Origin of the sequence: Curtobacterium sp. SP.BCo (assembly GCF_051903265.1) — a bacterium.
Classification (GTDB): Bacteria; Actinomycetota; Actinomycetes; order Actinomycetales; family Microbacteriaceae; genus Curtobacterium.
In genome coordinates this window covers 640,936-667,266 of record NZ_CP194337.1, presented here as the reverse complement: position 1 = coordinate 667,266, position 26,331 = coordinate 640,936, and the positions used below count along the sequence as shown (strand labels likewise).

24 protein-coding genes are annotated in these 26,331 nt (G+C 71.9%); 14 read left to right on the top strand and 10 right to left on the bottom strand.

The genetic code is table 11. The features are described from left to right. Nucleotides 1-25 precede the first annotated feature (25 nt). Entirely contained in the window at nucleotides 26-1,453 is a 1,428-nt protein-coding gene (locus ACRQ4B_RS03220; RefSeq protein ID WP_439693246.1) for an aminobutyraldehyde dehydrogenase, read from the bottom strand. A 113-nt stretch (nucleotides 1,454-1,566) separates the two neighbouring features. Here ACRQ4B_RS03220 and ACRQ4B_RS03215 point away from each other — a divergent pair, with 113 nt between their 5' ends. Genes ACRQ4B_RS03215 through ACRQ4B_RS03200 form a run of 4 tightly spaced genes read left to right on the top strand, consistent with a single transcriptional unit; the run spans nucleotide 1,567 to nucleotide 6,171 of the window. Continuing rightward, complete coding sequence (locus ACRQ4B_RS03215) at nucleotides 1,567-2,049, top strand: Lrp/AsnC family transcriptional regulator (RefSeq protein WP_439693245.1); 483 nt, start codon at nucleotides 1,567-1,569, stop codon at nucleotides 2,047-2,049. Then, nucleotides 2,046-3,476 carry an aspartate aminotransferase family protein gene (locus ACRQ4B_RS03210; protein WP_439693244.1) on the top strand — a complete coding sequence of 477 codons (1,431 nt, stop codon included), beginning with the start codon at nucleotides 2,046-2,048 and terminating at the stop codon, nucleotides 3,474-3,476. Before ACRQ4B_RS03215 ends, ACRQ4B_RS03210 begins: the two co-directional genes overlap by 4 nt. Before the next feature lie 2 nt (nucleotides 3,477-3,478). Then, nucleotides 3,479-4,843: an NAD(P)/FAD-dependent oxidoreductase gene (locus ACRQ4B_RS03205; RefSeq protein ID WP_439693243.1), complete on the top strand. Its 1,365-nt coding sequence runs from the start codon at nucleotides 3,479-3,481 to the stop codon at nucleotides 4,841-4,843. Continuing rightward, a complete protein-coding gene (locus tag ACRQ4B_RS03200; protein ID WP_439693242.1) occupies nucleotides 4,843-6,171 on the top strand; it encodes a flavin monoamine oxidase family protein in 1,329 nt (442 codons plus the stop codon). The genes ACRQ4B_RS03205 and ACRQ4B_RS03200 overlap by 1 nt, the downstream gene beginning before the upstream one ends. Before the next feature lie 2 nt (nucleotides 6,172-6,173). Here ACRQ4B_RS03200 and ACRQ4B_RS03195 read toward each other — a convergent pair whose 3' ends face one another. Beyond that, nucleotides 6,174-6,617, bottom strand: coding sequence for a hypothetical protein (locus ACRQ4B_RS03195; RefSeq protein ID WP_439693241.1), 444 nt, complete (start codon nucleotides 6,615-6,617; stop codon nucleotides 6,174-6,176). A gap of 178 nt (nucleotides 6,618-6,795) precedes the next feature. Here ACRQ4B_RS03195 and ACRQ4B_RS03190 point away from each other — a divergent pair, with 178 nt between their 5' ends. Further along, the gene (locus ACRQ4B_RS03190; RefSeq protein WP_439693240.1) at nucleotides 6,796-7,452 is read left to right on the top strand and encodes a hypothetical protein; all 657 of its coding nucleotides are present in this window, start codon (nucleotides 6,796-6,798) and stop codon (nucleotides 7,450-7,452) included. Here ACRQ4B_RS03190 and ACRQ4B_RS03185 read toward each other — a convergent pair. After that, a complete protein-coding gene (locus tag ACRQ4B_RS03185; RefSeq protein ID WP_439693239.1) occupies nucleotides 7,445-8,377 on the bottom strand; it encodes an SDR family oxidoreductase in 933 nt (310 codons plus the stop codon). The genes ACRQ4B_RS03190 and ACRQ4B_RS03185 overlap by 8 nt on opposite strands. Before the next feature lie 128 nt (nucleotides 8,378-8,505). Between ACRQ4B_RS03185 and ACRQ4B_RS03180 the strand changes: the two genes are divergently transcribed. Beyond that, nucleotides 8,506-9,342 (top strand): helix-turn-helix transcriptional regulator, encoded by an 837-nt coding sequence (locus ACRQ4B_RS03180; protein WP_439693238.1) that lies wholly within the window; start codon nucleotides 8,506-8,508, stop codon nucleotides 9,340-9,342. Nucleotides 9,343-9,367: 25 nt separating this feature from the next. Here the strand turns inward: ACRQ4B_RS03180 and ACRQ4B_RS03175 are convergent, their stop codons facing one another. Continuing rightward, entirely contained in the window at nucleotides 9,368-10,186 is an 819-nt protein-coding gene (locus ACRQ4B_RS03175; RefSeq protein WP_439693237.1) for an SDR family oxidoreductase, read from the bottom strand. An 89-nt stretch (nucleotides 10,187-10,275) separates the two neighbouring features. Next, nucleotides 10,276-10,716 (bottom strand): VOC family protein, encoded by a 441-nt coding sequence (locus tag ACRQ4B_RS03170; protein ID WP_439693236.1) that lies wholly within the window; start codon nucleotides 10,714-10,716, stop codon nucleotides 10,276-10,278. A gap of 137 nt (nucleotides 10,717-10,853) precedes the next feature. On the opposite strand from ACRQ4B_RS03170, the gene ACRQ4B_RS03165 reads away from it, so the two are divergent. The 4 genes from ACRQ4B_RS03165 to ACRQ4B_RS03150 all read left to right on the top strand — a co-directional run bounded on the left by ACRQ4B_RS03165 (nucleotide 10,854) and on the right by ACRQ4B_RS03150 (nucleotide 15,742). Next, entirely contained in the window at nucleotides 10,854-12,620 is a 1,767-nt protein-coding gene (locus tag ACRQ4B_RS03165; protein WP_439693235.1) for a hypothetical protein, read from the top strand. Nucleotides 12,621-12,631: 11 nt separating this feature from the next. Further along, nucleotides 12,632-13,465 (top strand): glycoside hydrolase family 16 protein, encoded by an 834-nt coding sequence (locus tag ACRQ4B_RS03160; RefSeq protein WP_439693234.1) that lies wholly within the window; start codon nucleotides 12,632-12,634, stop codon nucleotides 13,463-13,465. Nucleotides 13,466-13,727: 262 nt separating this feature from the next. Next, nucleotides 13,728-14,729, top strand: a complete 1,002-nt coding sequence (locus ACRQ4B_RS03155; RefSeq protein WP_439693233.1) for a nitrilase-related carbon-nitrogen hydrolase — start codon at nucleotides 13,728-13,730, stop codon at nucleotides 14,727-14,729. After that, complete coding sequence (locus tag ACRQ4B_RS03150) at nucleotides 14,726-15,742, top strand: agmatine deiminase family protein (RefSeq protein ID WP_439693232.1); 1,017 nt, start codon at nucleotides 14,726-14,728, stop codon at nucleotides 15,740-15,742. Before ACRQ4B_RS03155 ends, ACRQ4B_RS03150 begins: the two co-directional genes overlap by 4 nt. Here ACRQ4B_RS03150 and ACRQ4B_RS03145 read toward each other — a convergent pair whose 3' ends face one another. Then, complete coding sequence (locus ACRQ4B_RS03145; RefSeq protein ID WP_439693231.1) at nucleotides 15,743-16,840, bottom strand: alpha/beta hydrolase; 1,098 nt, start codon at nucleotides 16,838-16,840, stop codon at nucleotides 15,743-15,745. It abuts the gene before it with no gap. Nucleotides 16,841-17,196: 356 nt separating this feature from the next. Between ACRQ4B_RS03145 and ACRQ4B_RS03140 the strand changes: the two genes are divergently transcribed. Beyond that, nucleotides 17,197-18,624, top strand: a complete 1,428-nt coding sequence (locus ACRQ4B_RS03140; RefSeq protein ID WP_439693230.1) for an APC family permease — start codon at nucleotides 17,197-17,199, stop codon at nucleotides 18,622-18,624. Then, nucleotides 18,621-19,997 (top strand): NAD-dependent succinate-semialdehyde dehydrogenase, encoded by a 1,377-nt coding sequence (locus ACRQ4B_RS03135; RefSeq protein WP_439693229.1) that lies wholly within the window; start codon nucleotides 18,621-18,623, stop codon nucleotides 19,995-19,997. The genes ACRQ4B_RS03140 and ACRQ4B_RS03135 overlap by 4 nt, the downstream gene beginning before the upstream one ends. 135 nt (nucleotides 19,998-20,132) lie before the next feature. Here the strand turns inward: ACRQ4B_RS03135 and ACRQ4B_RS03130 are convergent, their stop codons facing one another. After that, entirely contained in the window at nucleotides 20,133-20,867 is a 735-nt protein-coding gene (locus tag ACRQ4B_RS03130; protein ID WP_439693228.1) for an SDR family NAD(P)-dependent oxidoreductase, read from the bottom strand. Nucleotides 20,868-20,943: 76 nt separating this feature from the next. Here ACRQ4B_RS03130 and ACRQ4B_RS03125 point away from each other — a divergent pair, with 76 nt between their 5' ends. Continuing rightward, nucleotides 20,944-21,552, top strand: a complete 609-nt coding sequence (locus tag ACRQ4B_RS03125; RefSeq protein WP_439693227.1) for a TetR/AcrR family transcriptional regulator — start codon at nucleotides 20,944-20,946, stop codon at nucleotides 21,550-21,552. After that, the gene (locus ACRQ4B_RS03120) at nucleotides 21,549-22,004 is read left to right on the top strand and encodes a hypothetical protein (RefSeq protein ID WP_439693226.1); all 456 of its coding nucleotides are present in this window, start codon (nucleotides 21,549-21,551) and stop codon (nucleotides 22,002-22,004) included. The genes ACRQ4B_RS03125 and ACRQ4B_RS03120 overlap by 4 nt, the downstream gene beginning before the upstream one ends. A gap of 51 nt (nucleotides 22,005-22,055) precedes the next feature. Here ACRQ4B_RS03120 and ACRQ4B_RS03115 read toward each other — a convergent pair whose 3' ends face one another. Genes ACRQ4B_RS03115 through gabT form a run of 3 tightly spaced genes read right to left on the bottom strand, consistent with a single transcriptional unit; the run spans nucleotide 22,056 to nucleotide 26,319 of the window. Then, nucleotides 22,056-23,423 carry a flavin monoamine oxidase family protein gene (locus ACRQ4B_RS03115; RefSeq protein WP_439693225.1) on the bottom strand — a complete coding sequence of 456 codons (1,368 nt, stop codon included), beginning with the start codon at nucleotides 23,421-23,423 and terminating at the stop codon, nucleotides 22,056-22,058. Further along, the gene (locus ACRQ4B_RS03110; protein ID WP_439693224.1) at nucleotides 23,420-24,961 is read right to left on the bottom strand and encodes an NAD-dependent succinate-semialdehyde dehydrogenase; all 1,542 of its coding nucleotides are present in this window, start codon (nucleotides 24,959-24,961) and stop codon (nucleotides 23,420-23,422) included. The genes ACRQ4B_RS03115 and ACRQ4B_RS03110 overlap by 4 nt, the downstream gene beginning before the upstream one ends. Next, the gene (gabT, locus tag ACRQ4B_RS03105) at nucleotides 24,958-26,319 is read right to left on the bottom strand and encodes a 4-aminobutyrate--2-oxoglutarate transaminase (protein WP_439693223.1); all 1,362 of its coding nucleotides are present in this window, start codon (nucleotides 26,317-26,319) and stop codon (nucleotides 24,958-24,960) included. Before gabT ends, ACRQ4B_RS03110 begins: the two co-directional genes overlap by 4 nt. Nucleotides 26,320-26,331: the final 12 nt, after the last annotated feature.

Genomic DNA, 26,331 nt, shown 5'->3' with positions numbered 1-26,331 from the left:
ATGGTGCCTCCAGGAGGGGTCGGGTTCAGCCGATGTAGGACATGACGTGCTTGATGCGGGTGTAGTCGTCGAAGCCGTACTGGGAGAGGTCCTTGCCGTAGCCGCTGTGCTTGAAGCCGCCGTGCGGCATCTCGGCGACGATCGGGATGTGCGTGTTGATCCACACGCAGCCGAAGTCGAGGTCCCGGGCGAAGCGCATCGCCCGGGCGTGGTCGGTCGTCCACACCGAGCTCGCCAGCCCGTACTCGACGCTGTTCGCGTTGCGGAGCGCCTCGGCTTCCGTGGCGAAGCACTGCACGGTCTGCACGGGTCCGAAGACCTCCTGCTGCACGATCCGGTCGTCCTGCCGGAGGCCCGAGACGATCGTCGCCTGGTGGAAGTAGCCGACGTCGCCCTGCCGCCCGCCGCCGAGCTCGATCGTGGCGTGGTCGGGGAGCGTGTCGACGAAGGACCGGACCTGGGCCAGCTGGGCCGCGTTGTTGACGGGGCCGAAGAACGGGGTGGCCGAGTCGGCGCCGGTCTGCGCGTTCGACCGGGCTTCCTCGGCGAGCGCCGCCACGAACTCGTCGTGGATGCCCTCCTGCACCAGGAGCCGGGTGGCGGCGGTGCAGTCCTGCCCGGCGTTGAAGAACCCGGCGGCGACGATGCCCGTGACTGCGGCGGCGATGTCCGCGTCGTCGAACACGATCACCGGGGCCTTGCCGCCGAGCTCCAGGTGCGTGCGCTTGAGGTCCCCGGCGGCGGCGCGGGCGACCTCCGTGCCGGCGCGGACGGACCCGGTGATCGACACCAGCTGCGGGGTGGGGTGGTCGATCATCGCGGCACCCGTGGTGCGGTCCCCGACGACGACGTTGAGGACGCCCGGCGGCAGGAACTCGGCGGCGACCTCGGCGAGCAGCAGGGTCGACAGCGGCGTCGTGTCGCTCGGCTTCAGGACGGTGGTGTTGCCCGCGGCGAGCGCCGGTGCGACCTTCCACACCGCCATGTTGAGCGGGTAGTTCCACGGGGTGACCTGTGCGACGACGCCGATCGGCTCGCGGCGGACGAACGAGGTGTGGTCGGCCAGGTACTCGCCGGCGCTGCGGCCCTCGAGGTTCCTGGCGGCCCCCGCGAAGAAGCGGATCTGGTCGACGGAGAGCATGATCTCGTCCTCGACGAGCGTGGCGCGGGGCTTCCCGGTGTCGAGCGACTCGAGGTCGGCGAACTCGTCCGCGCGGGCTTCCATCGCGTCGGCGATCCGGAAGAGGGCCAGCTGGCGTTCCCCCGGCGTCGTGCGACGCCAGGTCTCGAACGCGGTGCTCGCCGCGGTGAAGGCTGCGTCCACGTCGGCGGCGGTCGACACGGGGGACGTGCCGTAGACGTGTTCGTCGGTCGGGTCGACGAGGTCGAATCCAGCGTCGCCGCGGGACGCGACGGACGCTCCTGCGACGAAGTTCTGCACGGTGTCCGGCATGGCCGCGATACTGGCACGGAAAAACGTGGTTCGGAAGACTTGTAACAACGGAAATCGTCGTGAAACACGGTGTTCACAACTGAATCCCTTGCATTGTCGTCGATCTGGCTGCCATGCTGTCCGGCATGGCGGCAGCACCACGACGTCCGGGACCGATCGACGACATCTCGAAGCGGATCATCGAACAACTCCAGGCGGACGGTCGTCGCCCGTACGGCGAGATCGGCAAGGCAGTCGGTCTCAGCGAGGCGGCGGTCCGGCAGCGCGTGCAGAAGCTGACCGAGACCGGCGTCATGCAGATCGTCGCGGTCACCGACCCGATGCAGCTCGGGTTCCACCGGCAGGCGATGATCGGCATCCGGGTCAACGGCGACACCCGAACCGTCGCCGATGCCCTCGAACAGCTGCCGGCGGTCGACTACCTCGTGATGACCGCCGGCAGCTTCGACCTCATGGTGGAGGTCGTCTGCGAGGACGACGACGGCCTCATCGAACTGCTCAACGGCACGATCCGCGCCATCCCGGGCGTGACCGCCACCGAGACCTTCGTCTACCTGCAACTCCGCAAACAGCTCTACGACTGGGGAACGCGATGACCATCTCCGAACAGCCCACGCGACTCGGCTCCTACGACCCGTTCGCACCGGTCGACAACGAGGACCTGCAGCGCAAGTCCCGCGACCACCTCTGGATGCACTTCGCCCGGCACGGCGCGAACCAGGCGGGTGCCGAGGTCCCGATCATGGTCCGCGGCGAGGGACACCACGTCTACGACAGCCACGGCAAGGGCTACATCGACGGGCTCTCCGGCCTGTTCGTCGTCGCCGCGGGCCACGGGCGGAAGCGCCTCGCCGAGATGGCGGCGAAGCAGGCGGAGACGCTCAGCTTCTTCCCGATCTGGTCGTACGCGCACCCCGCGGCGATCGAGCTCGCCGACCGGCTGGCCGACCACGCCCCGGGCGACCTCAACAAGGTGTTCTTCTCGACCGGCGGCGGCGAGGCCGTCGAGACCGCGTTCAAGCTCGCGAAGTACTACTGGAAGCTCCGCGGCAAGCCGATGAAGCACAAGGTGATCTCCCGCGCGGTCGCCTACCACGGCACCCCGCAGGGCGCGCTGGCGATCACCGGCATCCCGGCGATGAAGCAGATGTTCGAGCCCCTCACGCCCGGTGGCTTCCGGGTGCCGAACACGAACTACTACCGCGCCGAGGAGATGGGCTTCCCGGGTGGCACCGAGGAGGAGTTCGGCTTCTGGGCGGCCGAGCGCATCCGCGAGATGATCGAGTTCGAGGGCCCCGACACCGTCGCCGCGGTCTTCCTCGAGCCGGTCCAGAACTCCGGCGGCTGCTTCACCCCGCCGCCCGGGTACTTCCAACGGGTCCGCGAGATCTGCGACGAGTACGACGTGCTGCTCGTGTCGGACGAGGTCATCTGCGCGTTCGGCCGCATCGGCACGATGTTCGCCTGCGACACGTACGGCTTCGTGCCCGACATGATCACCTGCGCGAAGGCGATGACCTCCGGGTACTCCCCCATCGGCGCCACGATCATCAGCGACAAGCTGTTCGAGCCGTTCTCCCACGGCGACACGACCTTCTACCACGGGTACACGTTCGGCGGGCACCCCGTCTCCGCCGCCGTCGCGATGGAGAACCTCGACATCTTCGAGGAGGAGGGCCTGCTCCAGAACGTGCAGCAGAACGCCCCGCTCTTCAAGGCCGAGCTGGACACGCTGCGCGACCTGCCGATCGTCGGCGACGTCCGCGGCGACGGGTACTTCTACGGCATCGAGCTCGTCAAGGACAAGGCCACGAAGACCACCTTCGACGCCGACGAGTCGGAGCGGCTGCTGCGCGGGTTCCTGTCGAAGGCGCTGTTCGACGCCGGGCTGTACTGCCGTGCCGACGACCGCGGCGACCCCGTCGTGCAGCTCGCACCGCCGCTGACCATCGGGCAGCCGGAGTTCCGCGAGATCACCTCGATCCTCCGGAGCGTGCTGTCCGAGGCCGCCTCGAAGATCTGACCGTGAGCGGCTACCGGGACGTCTCGTTCTGGCTCGACCAGCTCGTCTCCACCGGACGCGACGACCTGACGCCCCGGCCGCCGCTCGACGGCGACACCACGGCGGACGTCTGCATCGTCGGCGGTGGGCTGACGGGTCTCTGGACCGCGTGGTACCTGCACCAGGCCGACCCGCGCCTCCAGATCGTCGTCGTGGAACGCGAGATCGCCGGTTTCGGTGCGTCCGGTCGCAACGGGGGCTGGTGCTCGGCCCTGTTCCCGCGCTCCGCCGCGTCGATCGCCGCGGAGCACGGGCGCGACGCGGCGCTCGCACTGCGCGCGGCCATGCGCGACACGGTCGACGAGGTCGGCCGCGCGACGGCGGAGGCCGACGTCGACTGCGACTTCGTCAAGGGCGGCACCGTCCTCTACGCACGGTCCGCCGTGCAGGAGCGGGCAGCCCGCGACGAGGTCGCGTCCGCCACCGCGTGGGGCGATGCCATGACGTACCGCGACGCCCGCCCCGGCGACGCCGCCGGGACGGCCGGCGTCGTGTGGACCCCGGACTGCGCGCGGGTCCAGCCCGCAGCACTGGTGCGTGGCCTGGCGGCCGCCCTGGAAGCACGGGGCGTCCGGATCGCGGAGCACACGTCCGCCACGTCGTGGGTTCCCGGGCGGGTGGTCACCTCCCGCGGGACCGTCTCGGCCGGTGCCGTGGTGATCGCGGTCGAGGGCTACGGCGCGCAGCTGGCGCAGACGAAGCGACGGATCCTGCCGCTGTACTCGCTGATGATCGCGACCGCTCCGCTGCCCGCCGCCGTGTGGGACCGGATCGGCCTGGAGCACGGGCAGACGTTCTCCGACCACCGGCACCTGCTCGTCTACGGACAGCGGACGGCCGACGACCGGCTCGCGTTCGGCGGACGCGGCGCGCGCTACCACTGGGGGTCCGCGATCACCCCCGGGTACGACCGGGTGCCGCGGGTGTTCGAGCACCTGCGGAAGGCTCTGGTGGAACTGTTCCCCGCCGTCGCCGACGCCCCGGTCACGCACACCTGGGGTGGCCCGCTCGGGGTCCCGCGGGACTGGTGCGCCTCCGTCACCTGGGACGGACAGGTCGGGACCGCCGGCGGCTACGTCGGCGACGGGCTCTCGACGACGAACCTCGCGGGCCGGACGCTCGCCGACCTGGTGCGCGGGGAGTCCACGCCGCTCACCGCCCTGCCCTGGGTGAACCACCGCTCACCGGACTGGGAGCCGGAGCCGCTCCGGTTCCTCGGGGCGAACGCCGGACTCGTGGCCACCGGCCTGGCCGACCGCGAAGAAGCCCTCACCGGACGTCCGAGCCTGGCCGCCCGGCTGATGGCACCGTTGACAGGAGGACACTGATGGACGTCGACGTCGTCGTGGTGGGGGCCGGGGTCGCCGGACTCGCCGCTGCCCGGGCGCTCGCGCTCGGCGGGCAGCGGGTCGTCGTGCTCGAGGCCCGCGACCGCATCGGCGGCCGCACCTGGACGGACAGTGAGCTCGGCGTGCCGGTCGACCTCGGGGCGTCGTGGATCCACGGCATCGACGGCAACCCGCTGTGGTCGTTGGCGTCGTCGTTCGGGATCGAGACCGTCGAGTTCACCGTCGGCAGCTTCCAGTTCGACGGCCGCCCGATCGCTTGGCACGGACCCTCCGGCGCACGGCTGTCACCCGCTGCGGCCGCGGCGTTCGTCGCGGACCTGCACACGGTCGACGCGGCCCTGCTCGACGTCGTCGCCGCCGCACCGCCACCGGCGACCCACGCCGTGGCGGTGGACACCGCGCTGCGCACGCTCCGGTGGGAGGGCGACCGCGCCGCCCGCGTCCGGGAGTACGCCGCACACCGGTCCGAGGACCTCTGCGGCGCGCCGATCACGCTGCTCGACGCGCACGGGCTCGACGACGAGCACGTCGCCGGGGACGAGGTGGTGTTCCCGGGCGGATACGCGCAGTACGCGCACGCGTTGGCGTCCGGGCTCGACGTCCGGACGTCCGCGGTGGTGCGGACCGTGACCTCCTCCGGCTCGTCGGTCACGGTCGAGCTGACCGACGGGTCGTCGGTGTCCGCGGCGCACGTCGTCGTCACCGCGCCGCTCGGTGTGTTGCAGGCCGGCGCGATCACGTTCGAGCCACCGCTCGACCCCGAGGTGGTCGACGCGATGGGTCGTCTCGGCATGGGCGTCTACGACAAGGTGTTCCTGCGGTTCCCCGAACGGTTCTGGGGCGACGACTGGGTGGTGCGGCAGCAGGGCTCCGCCGGGGTCGACTGGCACTCCTGGTACGACATGTCCCGCGTGACGGGCGAGCCGGTGCTCGCGGCGCTCGTGGGCGGTGCCGGCGCCCGACGGATCGAGACCCTGCCGGACGCCCTGGTCGTCGACGAGGCGGTGACCGCGCTGCGGCGGATGTTCGGGTCCGCGGTCCCGGAGCCCGACGCGGTCCGGATCACCCGCTGGGCGGCGGACCCGTTCGCGCGGGGGTCGTACTCGTACCTGCACGTCGGGGCGTCGCCGGACGACCACGACCGGCTCGGGACACCGTCGGGTCGGGTGCAGCTCGCCGGCGAGGCCACCTGGGGGGACGACCCCGCGACCGTGCACGGCGCGCTGCGTTCCGGGTTGCGGGCGGCCGGGCGGCTGCTCGGGACCGAGGTCGACGCGGACTCACTCGCCGCACCCGTCGACCGCTGACGTCAGTCGAACGCGGGGGTGTCGGCCGAACACGTCACGGGCTCCCCCGCGGCCGCGGTCTCCGTGGCGATCACACGCTCGGCGTCGAGCAGGATCCGGCACGTCGCCGTCGCGCCCGCCGGCGGGGTCGCCCGGACCGAGGCGTGCTGTTCGGCGAGGACGACCGTGTCGTGTCGCCAGCGCGACCCGTCGCCGTCGGCCGCGTCGGTGTCCTGGGTCCCCAGTCGGTGCACCTCGGGGGCGTCGCCGCGCCGCTCGGCGCCCTCGGCGCGGACGTCGGACAGCGTCGAACCGGTCGGGGCGTCGACCTGCACCTCGTACGTGACGGACCAGGCATCGCCGGTCTGCCGTTGGACGAAGCTGCAGCCGGTCGCGAGTGCGGCGACGGAGCCGGCCACGACGACGGCGGCCAGGAGACGGGCGGTGCGGTGGTTGCGTTCGGACATGCCACCAGCCTGGGCAGCCGGCGACGTCCGGTCGTCCCCCGCGGGGTGCCACCTCGTGCGACGAGCGGTCGATCCTGGGTCCTCCGAGCGGGTGACGGCCGGTTCGTGCTCGCGAGGGTGCGCTCGCGAGGGTGCCCTTCGGAGTCGAGGACGACCGGGCGGTGCCACACTGGCGATCGTGAGCACGACGACACCGACCACACCCCGGCACGAGCACCGCGGACCGGTCGCGGTCGCCGTGCTCGTGAACCTCGCGCTCAGCCTGTTCCTGCCCGACCAGGTCCTGTTCTTCCCGTCCTGGGTGGTCCCGCTCCTCGGGGTCCTGCTCCTCACCCCGCTCGTCGTGTTCAACCCGCGGCGGCTGACCCGCGAGACCACCTGGTCCCGGTGGCTGTCCACCGGCCTGGCCGTCCTGCTGACCGTCGCGAACCAGCTCACCGTCGTTCGGACGATCGACGAGCTCCTGCACGGACACCCCGACGGCGGTGCGGTCCTGCTCACGGCGCTGCAGGTCTGGGTGAGCAGCATCATCGCGTTCGGCCTCGTCTACTGGGAGCTCGACCGCGGCGGCCCCGTGGCCCGACGGCAGCCCGGCCTGTGGGTCACCGACCAGGCGGACTTCCTGTTCCCCCAGGAGACCGACCCGAAGTCGGCTGCCTGGCGTCCGGTGTACCTCGACTACCTCTACGTCGCGCTGACGAACATGATGGCGTTCAGCCCGACGGACACGATGCCGATGACCGTCCGCGCGAAGATGATCATGGCCTACCAGTCGATCGGCGGGTTCATCCTGCTGGCGCTCGTGATCTCCCGCGCGGTGAACATCATCAGCTGACCGGGCGGCCGACGAGTGCCTCGGACACGTCCCAGAGCCGTGCGGCGTCCGCGTCCCGGAGCAGCGGCGCCCACGGCGAGCGCCGACCGGCCGGCCCGCCGAGCTGACCGGGGCCGGTCGGACCGACGAACGCACCGTCGAGGGCGGCGTCGGTCGCCGCGAGCAGGGCTGGTTCCGCCGCCGAGGCCGGGGTCCCGACGAGCAGACCCCGCGCCGCCAGCCACCGGATGAGCCGGACGGACACCGTGTCACCGGTCCGGCCGATCTCCGGTCGTGCCGCGAGCAGGCTCGTCGGGGCGACGCCCGGGTGGCTCACCGCGCTCGTGATCCCCCAGCCGGCCGCCCGGCTCCGGCGCCCGAGCTCGAGGGCGAACAACGCGCAAGCCAGCTTGGACTGCGCGTACGCGCGCGAGACGACGTAGCGCCGCTCGGACTGCAGGTCGTCCCACTGGATCGACGCCCGCTGCGCCGCCACGCTCGACTGCATCACGACCCGCCCGCCGGCAGCACGCAGCAGCGGGAGCAGGCCGCCGACGAGTGCGGCGTGCCCGAGGTGGTTCGTCCCGAACTGGAGCTCGAAGCCGTCCTGCGTGGTCTGTCGCTCCGGCGGGTTCATCACGCCGGCGTTGCCGACGACGACGTCGATCGGGGTGCCGTCCGACCGCAGCCGATCGCCGAGCGTCGCGACGGACGCCAGCGACGACAGGTCGAGGTCCTCGAGCACCACCGCGGCACCCGGGTGCCGCTCGGTGATCCGGGCGACGGCCGCCGCGCCCTTCGTGCGGTTCCGGACCGGGACGACGACCTCGGCGCCGGCGCCGGCGAACCGGGTGGCGATCTCGAGTCCGATGCCGTCGCTCGCCCCGGTGACCAGCACCCGGCGTCCGCCGAGGTCCGGGATGGTCAGTCGTTCGTTCCGTGCCATGGGGTCGCCTCTTCCGTCGTGGTGGGGCCCGGACCGGGCACCCAGGACGATCGTCCCGTCGGATCGGCCGCGCAACCACGGCCCGACGATCCGTGGCTCCGGGCTCCGCACCGGGAGAGGATGGGCGCATGATCGACCGAGCGTCCCTCGCGGACTTCCTCCGCAGCCGCCGGACGGCCCTGCAACCCGAGGACGTCGGCCTCCCCCGGGGGCAGCGCCGCCGCACGAGCGGGCTCCGGCGTGAGGAGGCGGCGCTGCTCAGCAACATGTCCGTCGACTACTACGCGCGACTGGAACGGGAGCGCGGCCCGCAGCCGTCGGACCAGATGCTCGCGTCCATCGCGCAGGGACTCCGGCTCACCCTCGACGAGCGGGACCACCTCTTCCGGCTCGCCGGACACCAGCCCCCGCCCCACGGACCGGACGGCGACCACGTCGGTCCCGGCATGATGCGCATCCTCGACCGGCTCGTCGACACCCCGGCCGAGGTCGTGACCGAGCTGGGCGAGACCCTGCAGCAGACCCCGCTCGCGGCCGCCCTGACCGGGGACGCCCGCGAGCGGGTCGGCGACGCGCGGAGCCTCGGCTTCCGGTGGTTCTCGGACCCAACGTCACGCGACCTGCACCCCGTCGAGGACCACGAGTTCCTGTCCCGGATGTACGCCTCCGGCCTGCGCGGCGTGCTCGCGAGCCGCGGCCCCGGATCGCGGGCGGCCCACCTCGCGGACCGCCTGCTCGCGGAGTCCGAGGAGTTCCGAGCAGTGTGGGCCCGCCACGAGGTCGGCATCCGGCCCCGCGCCGTCAAGCGGTACGTGCACCGGGAGGTCGGCCTGCTCGAACTGCAGTGCCAGGTGCTGCAGGACCCGGACGGATCGCACAACCTGCTCGTCTACACGGCGGAACCCGGCAGCGTCAGCGCGGAGCGGCTGCAGCTCCTGTCCGTCGTCGGGGCCGACCTCCGCTGACGCCGGGACGCGGCTTCGGTCCCCGTCAGGACCCCTGCGCCTCCTCGGAGACCGGCTGCCACGCGCGCCAGGTCGCCAGACGCGACTCGTAGTCGCGCTCGGCGATGCCCAGCGGCGCCGTGCCGAAGAACACCCGCAGCGGCGGTTCCTCGGCGTCGACCACCCGGAGGATCGCCGACCGCGTCGCCTCGGGCTTGCCCGGATCGGCGGCGGACGGACGCTTCGACGCCGCTTCGCGGACCTCGTCGTAGGCGGGGACGGCCTCGCTCTTCTTCGACGACGGCCCGGACCAGTCGGTCGAGAACCCACCGGGCTCGATCAGGGTCACGTGGATCCCGAAGCCGGCGACCTCCTGCGCGAGGGACTGCGAGAGCCCCTCGAGCGCCCACTTCGACGCGTGGTACGCGCCGACGGTCGGGAACGCGCTGATGCCGCCGATGCTGGAGACCTGGACGATGTGCCCGGAGCCCTGCTCGCGCATGATCGGCAGCGCGGCCTGGGTCACCCAGAGGGCGCCGAACAGGTTCGTCTCGAGCTGGGCGCGGACCTCGTCCTCCGTGAGCTCCTCGACCATCCCGAAGTGGCCGTAGCCCGCGTTGTTCACGACGACGTCCAGCGAACCGAAGTGCTCGGCCGCTCGTCGGACGGCCGCGAAGTCCGCCGCGCGGTCGGTGACGTCGAGCTGCAGGCCGAGGAAGGTGTCCGGGTACTGGTCGACGAGCGCCTGCACGTCGTCGGGGTTGCGTGCCGTGCCGGCGACGGCGTCCCCGCGTTCCAGGGCGGCCTCCGCCCACTCGCGTCCGAAGCCCTTCGACGCGCCGGTGATGAACCAGGTCCTGCTCATGTGTCCTCCTCGTGATCGACGGGACCAGACAACGCCCGGTCCGGTGGAGACCGCTCGGGCCACGGGGGACGAACGCGCCGACCGGACAGTCAGGGCCGAGGCGCCGCGAACTCCAGGTTCACGTCGTCCGGGTCCTGGACGGACAGGATCACGAGGCCGAACGGCGGGAGGTCCGTGACCTCGCCGTGCTCGATGCCCGCGGCGTCCAGTCGCTCCGCGGCAGCGTGCAGGTCGTCGACGGAGGCGACCCGGAAACTGACGTGGTCGAGACCGACGCGGTCCGGGTCGAACCGGTCGTCAGCGGGTGCCACCGGCCGGAGCCCGAGGGTCTGTCCGCCGAACGTGAACGAACAGCCGCCGAAGGTGCGCCACGGGTCGTCGTGGATCGTCGGGTCGTCGATCTGGTCGCTGAAGTCGCTGCCGGGAGGCATGCCGAACAGCTGTTCGTAGAACGCCTTGCTCCGCCGGATGTCGGTGACGGTGAGCCGCACGTGCGAGAAGCCGAGCGGCGTGACGATGGGTTCGCTCATGCCCCCACACAACACCTGTCGGGGGACGGGACCGTGGGCAGTTCGGCCGACTGTCTGAGCGAGCGATCAGGTCTACCGTCGGTCCTCGTGCGGCAACGGCGCCGCACGACGACGAATCGAGCATCATGCAACGACGGATGAGCAAGCTCCTCGTGGTGGCGGTGAGCCTCGGGATCGTGGGTGCCACGATCCCGACGATCTCGGCCCAGGCGGTCACCACGAGCGACACCCCGGACTTCGGCAGCAACGTCAAGGTCTACGACCCCTCGGTGCCCGCGTCGACCATCCAGGCCGACGTGGACGCGGCGTTCAACGGTCAGCTCCGCAGCCCCACGGCGCAGTTCGGGTCGCAGCGGTACGCCTTCCTGTTCAAACCCGGCACCTACGGCCGCGTCTGGGCGAACCTCGGCTTCTACACGGCGCTCCAGGGACTCGGGAAGAACCCGGACGACGTCACGATCAACGGGGCCGTCAACGTCGACTCCGGCTGGAACGCCGGCGACGAGAAGAACGCGACGCAGAACTTCTGGCGGTCGGTGGAGAACCTCGCCATCGTGCCGGAGGGTGGCACCGACCGGTGGGCGGTGTCCCAGGCCGCACCGATGCGACGCGTCCACATCAAGGGCAACCTGACCATGGGACCGTCGAACCAGGACGGCGGCCAGGGCTACTCGTCCGGCGGGTACATCGCCGACTCCAAGGTGGACGGCACGGTCACGAGCGGGTCGCAGCAGCAGTGGTACACCCGGAACTCCTCGATCGGCGCCTGGCAGGGCGGCAACTGGAACATGACGTTCTCGGGCGTCCAGGGTGCCCCGGCGAACGACTTCTCGAAGAGCTACACGACCCTGTCGACGACCCCGACCACCCGCGAGAAGCCGTACCTGTACGTCGACTCGTCGAACAAGTACCACGTGTACGTGCCGTCGCTCCGGCAGAACTCGAGCGGTGTCACCTGGCCGAACACCGGCGGCACCGACATCCCGATGCGCAACTTCTACGTCGCGCACCCCGGGGACTCGGCTGCGACGATCAACAACGCGCTCGCGCAGGGGCTGAACCTGTTCTTCACGCCGGGCACCTACCAGTTGAACGCCGCGCTGAACGTCACGCGCCCGGACACCGTCGTCACGGGCATCGGCTTCCCGACGCTGGTGCCGACCGCCGGCAACGCGGTGCTCACCAGCTCCGACGTCTCCGGGGTGAACGTCTCGAACCTCGTCGTCGACGCGGGCACGCAGAACAGCGCGCAGCTCGTGAGACTCGGGACCAGCGGCTCGCACGTCGACCACGCCGCCGATCCGCAGAGCATCCAGGACGTGTTCTTCCGCGTCGGCTCCAGCATCCAGGGCAAGGCGTCGACGACCCTGCAGGTGAACGCCGACGACACGCTCGTCGACCACATCTGGGCCTGGCGGGCCGACCACGGCGGCGCGGCCACGGGGTGGACGGTCAACACCGGCGCCACCGGGGTCGAGGTGAACGGTGACGACGTGCTCGCGACCGGCCTGTTCGTCGAGCACTACCAGCGGTACGAAGTGCTCTGGAACGGCAACCGCGGCAGGACGATCTTCTTCCAGAACGAGATGCCGTACGACGTGCCGGACAACGCGTCGTGGCAGAGCCCGACCGGCGCCGGGTACGCGGCCTACAAGGTCGCCTCGGGTGTGACGAACCACGAGATCTGGGGTGGTGGCGTCTACTGCTTCTTCAACACGAACCCCGCCGTGCACGCCGACCGCGCGTTCGAGGTCCCGCAGACGTCCGGCGTCCGGGCGCACGGCCTCGTCACGGTGTCCCTCGGCGACACCGGGACCATCTCGAGCGTCGTCAACGGCGTCGGCGGAGCCGTCCCGACACCAGCGGGCAACACCGCACCGAACCGCCTGGCGTCCTACAACTGAGAGGAACGACGATGACCACCAACCGGAAGCAACGAGCCGGCGTCCTCCTGATCGCCGGGGCGGCCGCGGTCGCGCTCGCCGTCACGCCGACGCTCACCACGGGCGCCGCCGCGAACGCCGCCGCCGGCGACGTGATCTGGTCGCAGGACTTCGACGGCGCGGCAGGGAGCGCACCCGACCGCTCGGTCTGGACCAACGAGACCGGAGGCGGTGGCTGGGGCAACAACGAGCTCGAGACCTACACCGACTCGCGCGACAACTCGGCGCTCGACGGCCAGGGCAACCTCGTCATCACCGCGAAGCGGGAAGCCGACGGCTCGTACACCAGCGCACGACTGTCGACGCAGGGCAAGTACACGCCGCAGTACGGCCGGGTCGAGGCACGCATCCAGATCCCGCGCGGGCAGGGCATCTGGCCCGCATTCTGGATGCTCGGGGCCGATCTCCCGCAGGTCGGCTGGCCCGGCTCCGGCGAGGTCGACGTCATGGAGAACGTCGGGTACGAGCCGGCGACCGTGCACGGCACCGTCCACGGTCCCGGGTACTCCGGCGGACAGGGCATCACGGCGGGGTACCAGCACCCGCAGGGCTGGTCGTTCGCGGACACCTTCCACACGTTCGCGGTCGACTGGAAGCCCGGCTCGATCACCTGGTCGGTCGACGGGGTCGCGTACAAGACCGTCACCCCGGCGGACACGAACGGCAACCCGTGGGTCTTCGACAAGCCGTTCTTCATCGTGTTGAACGTGGCCGTCGGCGGCAACTGGCCGGGGTCCCCGGACGGCTCGACGCAGTTCCCGCAGCAGATGCGGGTCGATTACGTCCGGGTGATCGACAACTCCTGAGCCCGGCCGCAGAAGCGGGTGTCGTCCGACCGAAAACCGGGTGATCAGGTTACACTGGTTCCGAGTTTCAGGCTCGGGACCCATTGCGTCCCTCGTTCTCCACTCGGAGGACAAACCGAAGCCCATCACTGTTTGCCCAGTGGTGGGCTTCACCCTTGTCCGAGCCCTGCCCCGGCAACGACACGGACCCATCGCCAGCATACTGATATTCCGCCGAACAACGGGTCTTGCGTGAGTTGATCATGTGATCAACAATGGCGACATGGACGTCATCACCGGCACGCCGCAACCATCACCCCTGCGCGAGGACACCGACGCACCCCGGCGGTCCGCACGGGTCGCCCTCGTGCAGGCCCGCTGGCTCGAGGACCCCGTCGCGCACCAGCGCCGGCTGTCCGACGGCATCGCCGGCGCCGCGGCCGCGGGTGCCACCGCGGTCTTCCTCCAGGAGCTCACCCTCTCGCGCTACCCCGGCGACACCCCCGCGGACGGCGTCCCGAAGGACCACGCCGAGTCCCTCGTCGACGGCCCCACGATCACCTTCGCCCGGCAGCAGGCAGCGGAGCACGGATTGTTCGTGCACGCCTCGCTGTACGAGCGCCCCGCCGAGGACGACCGACCGGAGGACCCGCGCGGGTACAACACCGCGATCCTCGTCGCGCCCGACGGCACCCTGGTCGGCCGGACCCGCAAGACGCACATCCCGATCAGCGCCGGGTACTACGAGGACACGTACTTCCGCCCGGGCGCGGACGCCGACCCGTTCCCCGTCCACGACGCCGCGGGCCTCCGGCTCGGCCTGCCGACGTGCTGGGACGAGTGGTTCCCCGAGGTCGCGCGGTCCTACGGGCTCGCCGGGTCGGAGGTGCTGGCGTACCCGACGGCCATCGGCTCCGAACCGACCTTCCCGGCGTTCGACACCGCGCCGATCTGGCGGCAGGTGATCGTGGCGAACGGCATCACGGCCGGGCAGTTCATGGTCGTGCCGAACCGCTGGGGCGACGAGGGCGACATCACCTTCTACGGTTCCTCGTTCATCTCGGACCCGTTCTGCCGCGTGCTCGTCGAGGCACCGCGGGACGCCGACGCGGTGCTCGTCGCGGACCTCGACCTCGACGCCCGCGTCGAGTGGCTCCGGCTCTTCCCCTTCTACCTGACCCGGCGACCCGACCTGTACGGCGGCCTGGTGCAGGAGGTCGACCCCGTCCGCGACGGCCACGGCGCGCGCGAGGCGATCCGTGCCTCCTTGGCGGTGCGGTCGTGACCTGGCGGATGCCGGCGGAGACGGCACCGCAGGAACGGACCTGGATGGCGTTCCCGCGCCCGGGCGCGACCCTCGGCGACGACCCGGTGAGCGCCGAGGCGGCCCGGGTCGCGTGGGCCACGACGGCGAACACCATCAGCGAGTACCAGCCGGTGACCGTCGTCGTCGACCCGGTGGCCCGTGCGGACGCCGACCGCATGCTCGCGGGGGCGGTCGACGTCCTCGAGGCCCCGCTCGACGACTTCTGGATGCGCGACATCGGCCCGACCTTCGTGGTCGACGACGCGACCGGCGAGCGCGGTGCCGTGGACTGGGTGTTCAACGGCTGGGGGGCGAACGCGTGGTCGACGTGGACCCGCGACGCCGCGATCGCGGCGACCGTCGCACAGGCCGCCGGGGTGCGACGGATCCCGTCGCTGCTCGTGAACGAGGGCGGGGCGATCCACGTCGACGGCCGGGGCACCGTGCTCGTCACGGAGACGGTGCAGCTGGACCCCCGGCGCAACCCGTACGCCGACCACGCCCGCGTCGAGGAGGAGCTCGCCCGCACGATCGGCGCCACCGACGTGGTGTGGCTGCCCCGCGGTCTGACCCGCGACTACGACGGCCTCGGCACGCGCGGGCACGTCGACATGGTCGCCACCTTCGCCGGTGTGGGGACCGACACGCTCCTGCTGCACGCGCAGCCGGACCCGGGCCACCCGGACCACCTCGTGATGCCGATCATCCGCCGCGCCGTCGAGGAGGCCACGGACCGGACGGTCGTCGAGCTGCCGGCCCCGGCGACGCTGACCGACGGCGACGGCCCGGTGGACTGGAACTACGTCAACCACGTCGTGGTGAACGGCGCCGTCATCGCCTGCGGGTTCGGGGAACCGGTGGCGGACGACCGGGCTCGCGGGATCCTCGCCGAGGTGTACCCGGGGCGCGAGGTCCGCACGGTGGACGCCCGCGAGGTCTTCGCCCGCGGCGGCGGGCTGCACTGCATCACCCAGCAGCAGCCCGCCGGGTGATCAGGTCCCGGACGGCGCGAGCCCGAGCCGCGGCTGCAGCCAGTCGAGTCCCGCGGCGAGTGCCGCTCGGGCGGTGGTCCAGTTGTGGCGGCCGCCGGGCACGGCCCAGGTGGTGACGTGCATGCCCGCGGCCCGCGCGGCCTGCGCCATCACCGGCATCACCGGTCCGTAGGCGGCGTCCAGGGCTCCGGCGGCGAAGAAGGCGTTCGTGGCCCGGAACGGTGCACCGGCTCGGAGGAGCGCCGCGGGTTGCGCCGCGGCCCAGGCGGCACGGTTGCCGGCGAACCCCTCGGCGATGGTCTTCGCCTCGGTCCCGAGCGAGGGGCCACGTTCGCCCGAGACGTCGATGAGGTTGCCGAACCGGGCGGGGTCGCCGGCCCCGAGCTGGATCGCGCAGGTGCCGCCCTGTGAGAACCCGCCGATGGTCCAGGCCGACGCCGCGGTCTGCACCTTGAGGTGGCTCGTGACCCACGCCGGGACGTCGTCGGTGAGGTAGGTGCGGCTGTTGCCGAGCCGGCCGTCGACGCACATCGGGTTGGCGGACTGCGGGCCGAGCTGGTCGGGCACGACGACGATCGGCGTGAGCCCGCGGTCGACGGTCGCGAGGGCGTCCATCGTCTGCTCGATGCGGCCGGCGTTCTGCACGTCGTCCGGGCCCGCACCCCGCGACTGTCCGGACAGCAGCACGTCCACCGGCAGGAACGGCGGGTCCGGGGTGAGTGCGGCCGGCGGCAGGTAGAGCAGGGCCTGCCGGGCGACGAAGTGCGAGGTCGTCGCCGGGATCGTCACCCGGAGCAGCCGACCCTGCGCGGGCTGGTCGGTCGGCGGCGTCCACGTGGTGGCCAGGTCCAGGTCGGCCGGAGCCCGGGTGCTGCCGGGTGCCTCGGCCGCGGGGATGCCGGCCGTCGAGACGGGCGCGGGTGTCGGGCGGACGGTCGCCGTCGCGGTCGCGGTCGCCGTGGGCGGCGTCGCCGATGCCGCGGGACGCACGCCGACCGCACTGGCGATCCCCCAGCCGCCGAGGGCCCCGAGGGCGATCCCGACCACCAGGCCGACGGCGACGCCGCAGGCCCGTCCTGCGCGTGGTGTCCGTGCCATCGGTCGTCCTCGTCCGTCCGGAGCCTCCTGGGCCCGTCCTCAGTCCTGGGCGTCAGGCCCGTCCTCCGCCACGACGTCGGTCGTGACGGGCCGATCGTAGGGAAGCCGGCCGGGAACGGACCGCGGGATCGCACCGCGGCCTGAGTGTTCTCGGGGTCACGTCCAGGCGTCGCACCGCCCGCGCTCGGGCAATCGACACGGCGTACAGCCGGGCTTCGGACGGTGGACTCCGTGGCGGGTCTGACCGGGTCGTCCCGCTCGGTATCGTCGGCGCACCGGTCCACCCGACACGGTCCACGCACCGCCGCGCGGACCTCGGCCCCGCGGCTCCGGTCGCGAGCAGGAGGGAACTCCCCATGGCATCACCCACCGCGGTCACCGCCCCGGCCACCCCGTCGCGCGGCGGGTCGCTCCGACGCAGTCTGGGCCTCGCTTCCATCGTCGGCCTGGGGCTCGGGTACATGACGCCGACCGTCGTCTTCGACACCTTCGGCATCGTGTCCGGCGAGACCGACGGCGCCGTGCCGAGCGCGTACCTCATCGCGCTGGTGATCATGCTCCTCACCGCGGTGAGCTACGGGAAGATGGTCCGCGTCTACCCGGCGGCCGGTTCGGCGTACACGTACGTACGGGAGTCGATCCACCCGAACGCCGGCTTCATGGTCGGCTGGGCGTCGCTCCTCGACTACCTGCTCCTGCCGATGGTCAACGCCCTCATCATCCGGCTGTACCTGGAGCAGGTGTTCCCGTCGATGCCGGCGTGGGTGACGGTGGTCGTCTACACGCTGTTCGTCACGACGGTGATCTGCCTGTCGATGCGTGGCACGTCGAACCTCAACATGGTGCTGCTGGTCGGGGCGATCCTGGCGATGATCGCGTTCGTGGTCTTCGCCGTGATCGAACTCGTCCACGGGGCCGGCGCGGGCACGGTCGTGAGCGCGGAGCCCTTCGTGCACGACGGGGTCACGATGTCCGCGCTGCTCACGGGTGCGACCGTCGTCTGCTTCTCGTTCATCGGGTTCGACGCGGTGACGATGTACACGGAGGAGGCGAAGAGCGTCCGGATCATGCCGAAGGCGATCCTGCTGACCGTGCTCCTCGGCGGCCTGATCTTCCTGGTGTCGGCGTACTTCGCCCAGTTGCGCTTCCCGACGAACGCCCCGTTCGGCGAGTTCACCGACGACCCGCTCCCCCAGATCGGCCTGCTCGTGGGCGGCAAGGTGTTCCAGGCGATCCTGGTCGCCGCCGGGTTCGTCGCCGCACTGGCGTCCGGGCTCGCCTCGCACGCCAGCGTCGCGCGGATGCTCCTCGTGATGGGCCGCAACAACGTGCTGCCGAAGCGGGTGTTCGGGTACGTGAGCCCCCGTACCCGCACGCCCGTCCCCAACGTCGTGATCGTCGGGGCGGTCACGCTCCTCGCGATGACGTTCTCGCTCGACACGATCTCGTCGTACATCAACTTCGGCGCCCTCATCGCGTTCACGTTCGTCAACCTGACCGTGATCGTGCACTTCGCCTGGCGCGAGGGTCGCCGCCACACCGCACGCGACCGGTTCACGTACATCGTGCTCCCGGGTGTCGCGATGCTGCTGACCGGTGTTCTCTGGTCTCAGCTGCACGCCGACGCGCTCATCGCCGGCGGGGTGTGGGCCGCGATCGGCTTCGTGTACCTGCTCGTCATCACGAAGGGGTTCCGGATCCAGCCGAGGGGCTTCGACGAGAACCAGCCCGTCACGGGCGTCAACAAGCAGCTGACCGACCAGTACGCACAGGAGACACGATGACCGACACCGCCACCGTCTACGCCGTCACCGACCCGGCGACGGGCGAGGTGCTCGACACCTTCCCGACGATCACCGACGACGAGCTCCGGGCGGCGATCGACGCCGCGGACCGAGCCCACCGCGAGCGGACCAGCACCGTGGCGGACCGTGCGGCACTGCTGCACCGCGTCGCCGAGCTGTACCGGGAGCGCCGGGACGACCTCGCCGCGACGATCGTGCGCGAGATGGCGAAGCCGATCGACCAGGCCGTCGGCGAGGTCGACTTCTGCGCCGACATCTACGACTACTACGCCGACCACGCCGAGGAGTTCCTCGCCGACCAGCCCATCACCCTGGCCGACGGCAGCGCGGGCAGCGCGCTCATCCGCAAGTCGTCGATCGGCGTGCTGCTCGGCATCATGCCGTGGAACTTCCCCGCCTACCAGATCGCCCGGTTCGCCGGACCGAACCTGCTCATCGGCAACACCGTCCTGCTGAAGCACGCACCGCAGTGCCCGGAGTCCGCGCTCGCGATCGAGGCGGTCTTCCGCGACGCCGGGTTCCCCGAGGGCGCCTACACGAACGTCTTCGCCACGAACGACCAGGTCGCCGACGTCATCGCCGACCCCCGGGTGCAGGGCGTCTCGCTCACCGGGTCCGCCCGCGCCGGTGCCGCGGTCGCCGAGATCGCCGGCCGGAACCTCACGAAGGTCGTCCTCGAACTCGGCGGGTCCGACCCGTTCATCCTGCTGTCGACCGACGACCTGGACGCCGTGGTCGAGTCCGCCGTCGCCACCCGCCTCGAGGGCAACGGGCAGGTCTGCAACGCCGCGAAGCGCTTCCTGGTCGCCGACCACCTGTACGACGACTTCCTGGCGAAGTTCACCGCGGCGATGTCCGCGGTCGAGCCGACCGACCCGACGACGCCCGGGGCCGAGCTCGGCCCGCTGTCGTCCCCGGCCGCCGCCGACCGGCTCGCCGACCAGCTGTCGAGCGCTCGCGAGCAGGGAGCGTCGGTGGTCACCGGCGGCGAACGACGCGGCAACGCCTTCACGCCGACCGTCCTGACCGGCGTCACGCCGGAGAACGACGCCTACCGCGAGGAGTTCTTCGGCCCGGTCGCGGCGGTCTACCGCGTCGCCGACGAGGACGCCGCGGTCACACTCGCGAACGACACCCCGTACGGCCTCGGCTCCTACCTGTTCACGACCGACGCCGACCAGGCCATGCGCGTGGCCGACCGGATCGAGGCCGGGATGGTCTACGTGAACATCGTCGGCGCGGACAGCCCGGAACTCCCGTTCGGCGGCGTCAAGGCGAGCGGCTTCGGTCGGGAGCTCGGCCCGCTCGGCGCGGACGAGTTCGTCAACAAGAAGCTCATCCGCATCGGCTGACGCCCGGCGTCTCCCGGGGCTCGGCCGGCTCGCCCCCGGAGTCGACGACGCTGACCGAGTCGTCGGTGGCGGGCCGTCGGACGGGAGGCACGGTGCCGGCCCGCAGCGCGCCTCCCGTCCGGCTCCCGACCGGTCTCAGACGGCGATCCGCCCACCGTCCACCGGCAGCACTGCGCCGTGCACGAACGACGCCGCGTCGGACGTGAGGAACACGATCGACTGCGCGACCTCGTCGGCCGTCCCCGGACGTCCGGCCGGGGCGGCAGCCGCCAGCTGGTCGAGGCCGTCGCCCATCGCCGCGGTCCCCTCGGTGCGGGTCGGTCCGGGGCTGACGGCGTTCACCCGCACGCCGGCGGGGCCGAACTCGGCCGCCCACGACTTGGTCAGCAGCACGAGCGCCGCCTTGCTCGCGCCGTACAGTCCCATGCCGGCGGCGCCGAACTCGGCGACCATCGTCGTGACGTTGACGACGGATCCCTCGCCGCGCTCGGCCATCCCGGGTGCGAGCGCCGCGACGAGGAAGTACGGGGCCTTCACGTTCACGTCGAACACTTCGTCGAACCCCTCGGTGCTGGTGGCGGCGGTGGGCCCGAACGGGAAGATCCCGGCACTGTTCACGAGGACGTCGATCCGGCCTCCTCCGAGCTCGAGCGCCCGGGCGGCGAGGTCCTTCGCGCTCGCCTCGTCCCGGAGGTCAGCCGAGACGAAGTCCGCGGTCCCGCCCGCCGCGCGGATGCCCTGGACGACGGCGTCACCCCGCTCGGCGTTCCGACCCGCGACGACGACGTGCAGGCCTCGGGTCGCGAGGAGTTCGGCTGTGGCGCGGCCGATGCCGCTGGTGGCGCCGGTGATGAGGGCGGTCTTGGTCATGGTCGATGTCCTATCTGAACAGATCAGTTCGGTTTGGTGCTGGTAACTGTACAGATCTGTTTGGTAAAGTCAATCCATGCCGAACGAGACCGCTCCGAAGACCCGCCGCCGCCCCGCGTACGAGCGCGCCGTCGCGACGGCGGACCGGCTCTTCTACGAGCAGGGCATCCACGCCGTCGGCGTCGACCAGGTGGCGGCCGAGGCGGACATCTCGAAGGCGAGCCTCTACACGCACTTCCGCACGAAGGACGACCTCGTCGTCGGGTACCTCCGCGGCCGGAGCCGATCGTGGCAGGAGCACGTGGCCGCGGTGCTCCCGCAGCGTGCCCAGACCCCACGCGGGCGGATCACGGCGGTGTTCGACCTCCTCGGCGAGTGGTTCGACGAGCCCGGGTACCGCGGCTGCCCGTTCATCAACGTCGAGGCCGAGTACGGTGCCGGACACCCGACGCACGACGTGACGATCGAACACCGGGACTGGGTCCGCGGGCTGTTCGCGGCACTGCTCGCCGAGGCAGGGCACCCCGACGCCGAGTCGACCGCCCTGCAGCTCTGCCTGCTCTACGACGGCGCGATGGCGAGCGCACAGGCGGACCCGTCACGACCGTGGGCACGGGCCGCCCGGGACGCCGCGGAGCGGATCATCGTGACGGACGCCCCGGCACGCTCTACGATCCTCAGGTGATCACTGCACCGTCGCGGGCCCGGCCCGCCGTCGTCACCGTCGCCGTCGCCGTGTGGCTGGTGGTGTTCGCGGGCGAGTTCGTCGCGACGGTCGTCCGGTTGGTCCGCACCGTCCCGACGGACGGACCCTGGCTGGTCGTGCCCGCGGCGATCGGTGTCGGGATCGGGGCCTGGTTCGCGTACGGCGCGATCCGCGTCGGTCGTGGATCGGCCCGCGCACGGTTCTGGATGGCCGTCCTCGGGGCCGTCGGGTTCGTCGGCGTGCTGATCCCGCCGTACGACCTCCGCACCGTGGCCGGTCTCGCCGGCGCGGTCGCCGCCGTCCTGCCCTACCTGCCCTCGGCCCGGCCGTTCTTCCCGCGCACCGGGCCGCGCCCGACGCGGCGGCCGCGCGAACAGCGTGTCGTCGGCTGGGACCCGGACACCGGGGAGCCCGTCCGCGCGACCGACTGACGGACTGGAGGCACGGCTCCTGCTGGCGCCGTGCCTCCCGTCCGTCCCGGTCTAGTGCACCGCCGGCTGCGGCAGGGCGGCGAGGATCTCGGCGGCCGCTTCGCGGCCGATCCGGACCGCCCCGTCCACGTGCTGGTACCCGTGCCCGGCGAGGTCGCTCGACGCGAACCGGACCGGTCCGACGGCCGCGCGCTGGTCGGCGCCGTACCGGACGAGTCCGCCCAGGTCGAAGCTGGCCGCGTACGCGCCGCGGGTCCACTCCTCGGTGCCCCAGTCGCTCTCGTAGTAGACGACCGGCCGGAGCGCGTCGTCCCCGTAGTAGTGCGCGAGGGACGCGAGCACACGCGCCTTGCGCTCCTCGGCGGACAGCGCGAAGACGTCGTCGGCGTGCACGTCGGAGACGAACCCGACGAGCGTGCCCTGCTCCGACCCGTGCGAGGTGTTGTCGTAGGCCTCGTGCACGAGCTCGTACGGGCTGAACGCGGTGCCGGACAGCCCGGCGCCGCGCCAGAACGGTCGGTCGTAGACGGCGTGCACCTTGATCACGAAGCCCATCGACAGGTGCTGGTGGAGCTGGTGCTGGCGGCGCGGCAGCGGCGGCTCGTAGGAGATGCGCGAGTACAGCGGCGGCGGCACGGCCACGAGTGCCTGCCGGGCACGCACCTCGAGGCCGCCGTCGGCGATCGCGACGACGCCGTCCTCGTCCCAGCGCAGCGTGCGGACCGGCGCGTCGAGGTGGACGTCCGCGCCGAGCCGGTCGGCGAGCCGCTCGGAGACCTGCTGCATCCCGCCGACGACGCGCTTGTCGAGGATGAAGTCGGCGTCGACGAGGTTCGAGAAGCTGCCCGCCGAGGCCGCCATGAGGAGCGCCTGCAGCGCGGAGAACGCGTGCGCGGGCTTCGTCAGCATGGCGCCGGCGATGAACAGTTCGACGTTGTCGGTCGCGACCCGGTCGTCGCTCAGCGTGTGCAGCCAGGCGCGGAAGGACGTCTCGTCGAGCGCGGCGGCACCGGGCGCGTCCCACGGGTGCGCGGGGTCGACCGTGGCCACGTACTCGTCGACGACGGTGACGAGCCGTTCGATCTCGGTGGCAGTGGCCTCCGGCAGCGGGAAGATGTCGCCGGTGTACTCGGTGCGGGTGCCGTGCTCGTCGACGTAGACGCTCGAGCCCTCGCGGTAGCGGTCGTAGGTCTCGAGTCCGAGTTCGTCGAGTGTCTCCAGCAAGGCGGTCTGGTCGGGCGACACCCACTGGCCGCCGATCTCGAGCGTGACGCCCTCGATGTCGTTGGTCCACGTGCGGCCGCCGACGCGGTCGCGGGCCTCGAGCACGGCGACGGTCTTCCCCTCGGCGACCAGACGGTTCGCCGCCGTGAGTCCGGTCACGCCGGCGCCGATGATGACGACGTCCTTCTCGATCATCGTGCTGCTCCTTCGGTCGACCGGAACGGGTCCGGGGTCAACGTGTACATGGTCTCGAGGTACTCGGCGATGCCCTCGCCGCCGCCCTCCCGACCGAGGCCGGACTGCTTCACCCCGCCGAACGGGGCGGAGGCGTTCGACACGACGCCGGTGTTGAGACCCAGCATGCCCGTCTCGAGCCGCTCCATGAGCCGCTGCCCGCGAGCCGCGTCCGACGTGCACGCGTAGCCGACGAGACCGTACTCGGTGTCGTTGGCCGCGGTCACCGCCTCGTCCTCGGTGCGGAACGTTCGGATCGCCAGGACCGGTCCGAAGATCTCGTCGCGCAGCAGGTCGCTGCCGGGCTGCACGTCCGTCAGCACGGTGGGCGCGTAGAACGTGCCCGCCCCCTCGACCGGGTGGCCACCGGCCAGGAGCGTCGCACCGCGTTCGAGGGCGTCGGTGACCAGGCGGTGCGCCTTGTCCACGGCGCGCTGGTCGATGAGCGGGCCGATCGCGACGCCGTCCTCGGTGCCGCGGCCGACCGGCATCGCCGCGACGCGTTCGGTGACCCGGCGGGCGAACTCCTCGGCGACGTCCTCGTGCACGAGGAACCGGTTCGCGGCCGTGCAGGCCTGCCCGGTGTTCCGGAACTTGGCGGCGAGCGCGGCGTCGACCGCGAGGTCGAGGTCGGCGTCCTCGAAGACCAGGAACGGGGCGTTGCCGCCGAGCTCCATGCTCGTCCGGAGGACCGTCGTCGCCGCCTGGGCGAGCAGGGTCCGGCCGACCGGGGTGGACCCGGTGAAGGACAGCTTGCGGAGCCGCGGGTCGGTGATGACCGGTTCGGACACGGCCGCGGCGTGCGTGGTCGGCACGACGTTGACGACACCCGCCGGCACGCCCGCCTCGAGGAGCAGGTCGGCGAAGAGCAGCGTGGTGAGCGGGGTGGCCTCCGCCGGCTTCACCACGACCGTGCAGCCCGCGGCGAGCGCCGGCGCGATCTTGCGGGTGGCCATCGCGAGCGGGAAGTTCCACGGGGTGATGAGGAACGCCGGGCCGACGGGCTTGTGCGTGACGATCGCACGTCCGGTGCCTTCGGGGTTGGTGCCGTACGAGCCGCCGACGCGGACGGCCTCCTCGGAGAACCAGCGGAGGAACTCGCCGCCGTAGGCGACCTCGCCGCGGGCCTCGGCGAGCGGCTTGCCCATCTCGAGCGTCATGAGGAGCGCGAACTCCTCGCGGCGTTCCTGCAGCAGGTCGAACGCGCGGCGCAGGACCTCGGCGCGCTGTCGCGGCGGCGTGGTCGCCCAGGCATTGCGCACGGCGTGCGCCGCGTCGAGGGCCCGTCGGCCGTCGGCGGGGGTGGCGTCGGCGATCCGCAGGAGCGTCGCTCCGGTCGCCGGGTCCACGACCGGGAACGTCGCGCCGTCGGCCGCCTGCTGCCAGGTGCCGTCGACCAGGAGGCCCGTGGGGACCCGGTCGAGGACGGCCTGTTCGGCTGCTGGTCCGGTCGCGTCGGGGACGGTGGGCCATGCCGTCGTGGGAGCGGTGGTGGTCATGCTGCTGCCAGTCCTTCCAGGACGACGTCGATGCCCTCGCCGAGGAGCGCGTCGTCGATCGCGAGCGGCGGGAGGAAGCGGAGGACGTTGCCGTACGTGCCCGCGGTAAGTGCGATCACGCCGTGCTCGTACGCGTACCGCACCACCCGTCCGGTGAGTGCGGGGTCGGCGTCGCCCGTCGCCGGGTCGACGAGCTCGATCGCGACCATCGCGCCGCGGCCGCGGACGTCGCCGATGCGCGGGTCCGTCGTCTGTGCGGTCCGGAGGCGGTCGAGCAGGATCGCGCCGATCGCGTCGGCCCGCTCGACGAGCCCGTCGTGCTCGAAGGCGTCGATGGCCGCGAGTGCTGCGGCGCACGCGACCGGGTTGCCGCCGTACGTGCCGCCGAGGCCGCCGACGTGGGCGGCGTCCATGATCTCCGCACGGCCGGTCACCGCCGAGAGCGGCAGGCCGCCGGCCATGCCCTTCGCCGTGGTGACGACGTCGGGCACGATGCCCTCGTGCTCGCTCGCGAACATCGCGCCGGTGCGGGCGAAGCCGGTCTGCACCTCGTCCGCGATGAAGACGACGCCGTTCGCCGTCGTCCACTCGGACAGGGCGGCGAGGAACCCGGGGGCGGGGACGACGAAGCCGCCCTCGCCCTGGATCGGCTCGATGAGCACCGCTGCGGTGTTCTCGGCGCCGACCTGCTTCTCGATCTGGCTGATCGCCCGCTTCGCCGCCTCCGGCCCGGTGAGACCGTCGCGGAACGGGTAGGACATCGGCACCCGGTAGACCTCAGGCGCGAAGGGACCGAAGCCGTTCTTGTAGGGCTGGTTCTTCGCGGTGAGCGCCATCGTCAGGTTCGTCCGGCCGTGGTAGGCGTGGTCGAACACCACGACGGCCTGCCGACCGGTGTGCTTGCGCGCGATCTTCACCGCGTTCTCGACGGCCTCGGCGCCGGAGTTGAACAGTGCGGTCCGCTTCTCGTGGTCCCCCGGGGTGAGTCGGTTGAGCGCCTCGGCGACCTCGACGTACCCGTCGTAGGCGGCGATCGTGAAGCAGGTGTGCGTGAACGCGGCGACCTGCTGCTGCACCGCGGCGACGACGGCGGGGTGCGCGTTCCCGACGCTCGTCACGGCGATGCCGGACCCGAGGTCGATGAGCGAGTTGCCGTCCGCGTCGACGACCACACCGCCGCCCGCGGCGACGACGTGGATCGGCACGGCGACCCCGACGCCGGCCGCGACCGCCGCGGCCTTGCGTTCGAAGAGCGCCCGGGAGCGCGGCCCGGGGACCTCGGTGACGAGCCGCCGTTCCTGGGGCAGCGAGGGGCCGCCCGCGGCGGCGCTGATCGAGGGTGCAGCGGTGGAGGACATGCCGCGATGGTA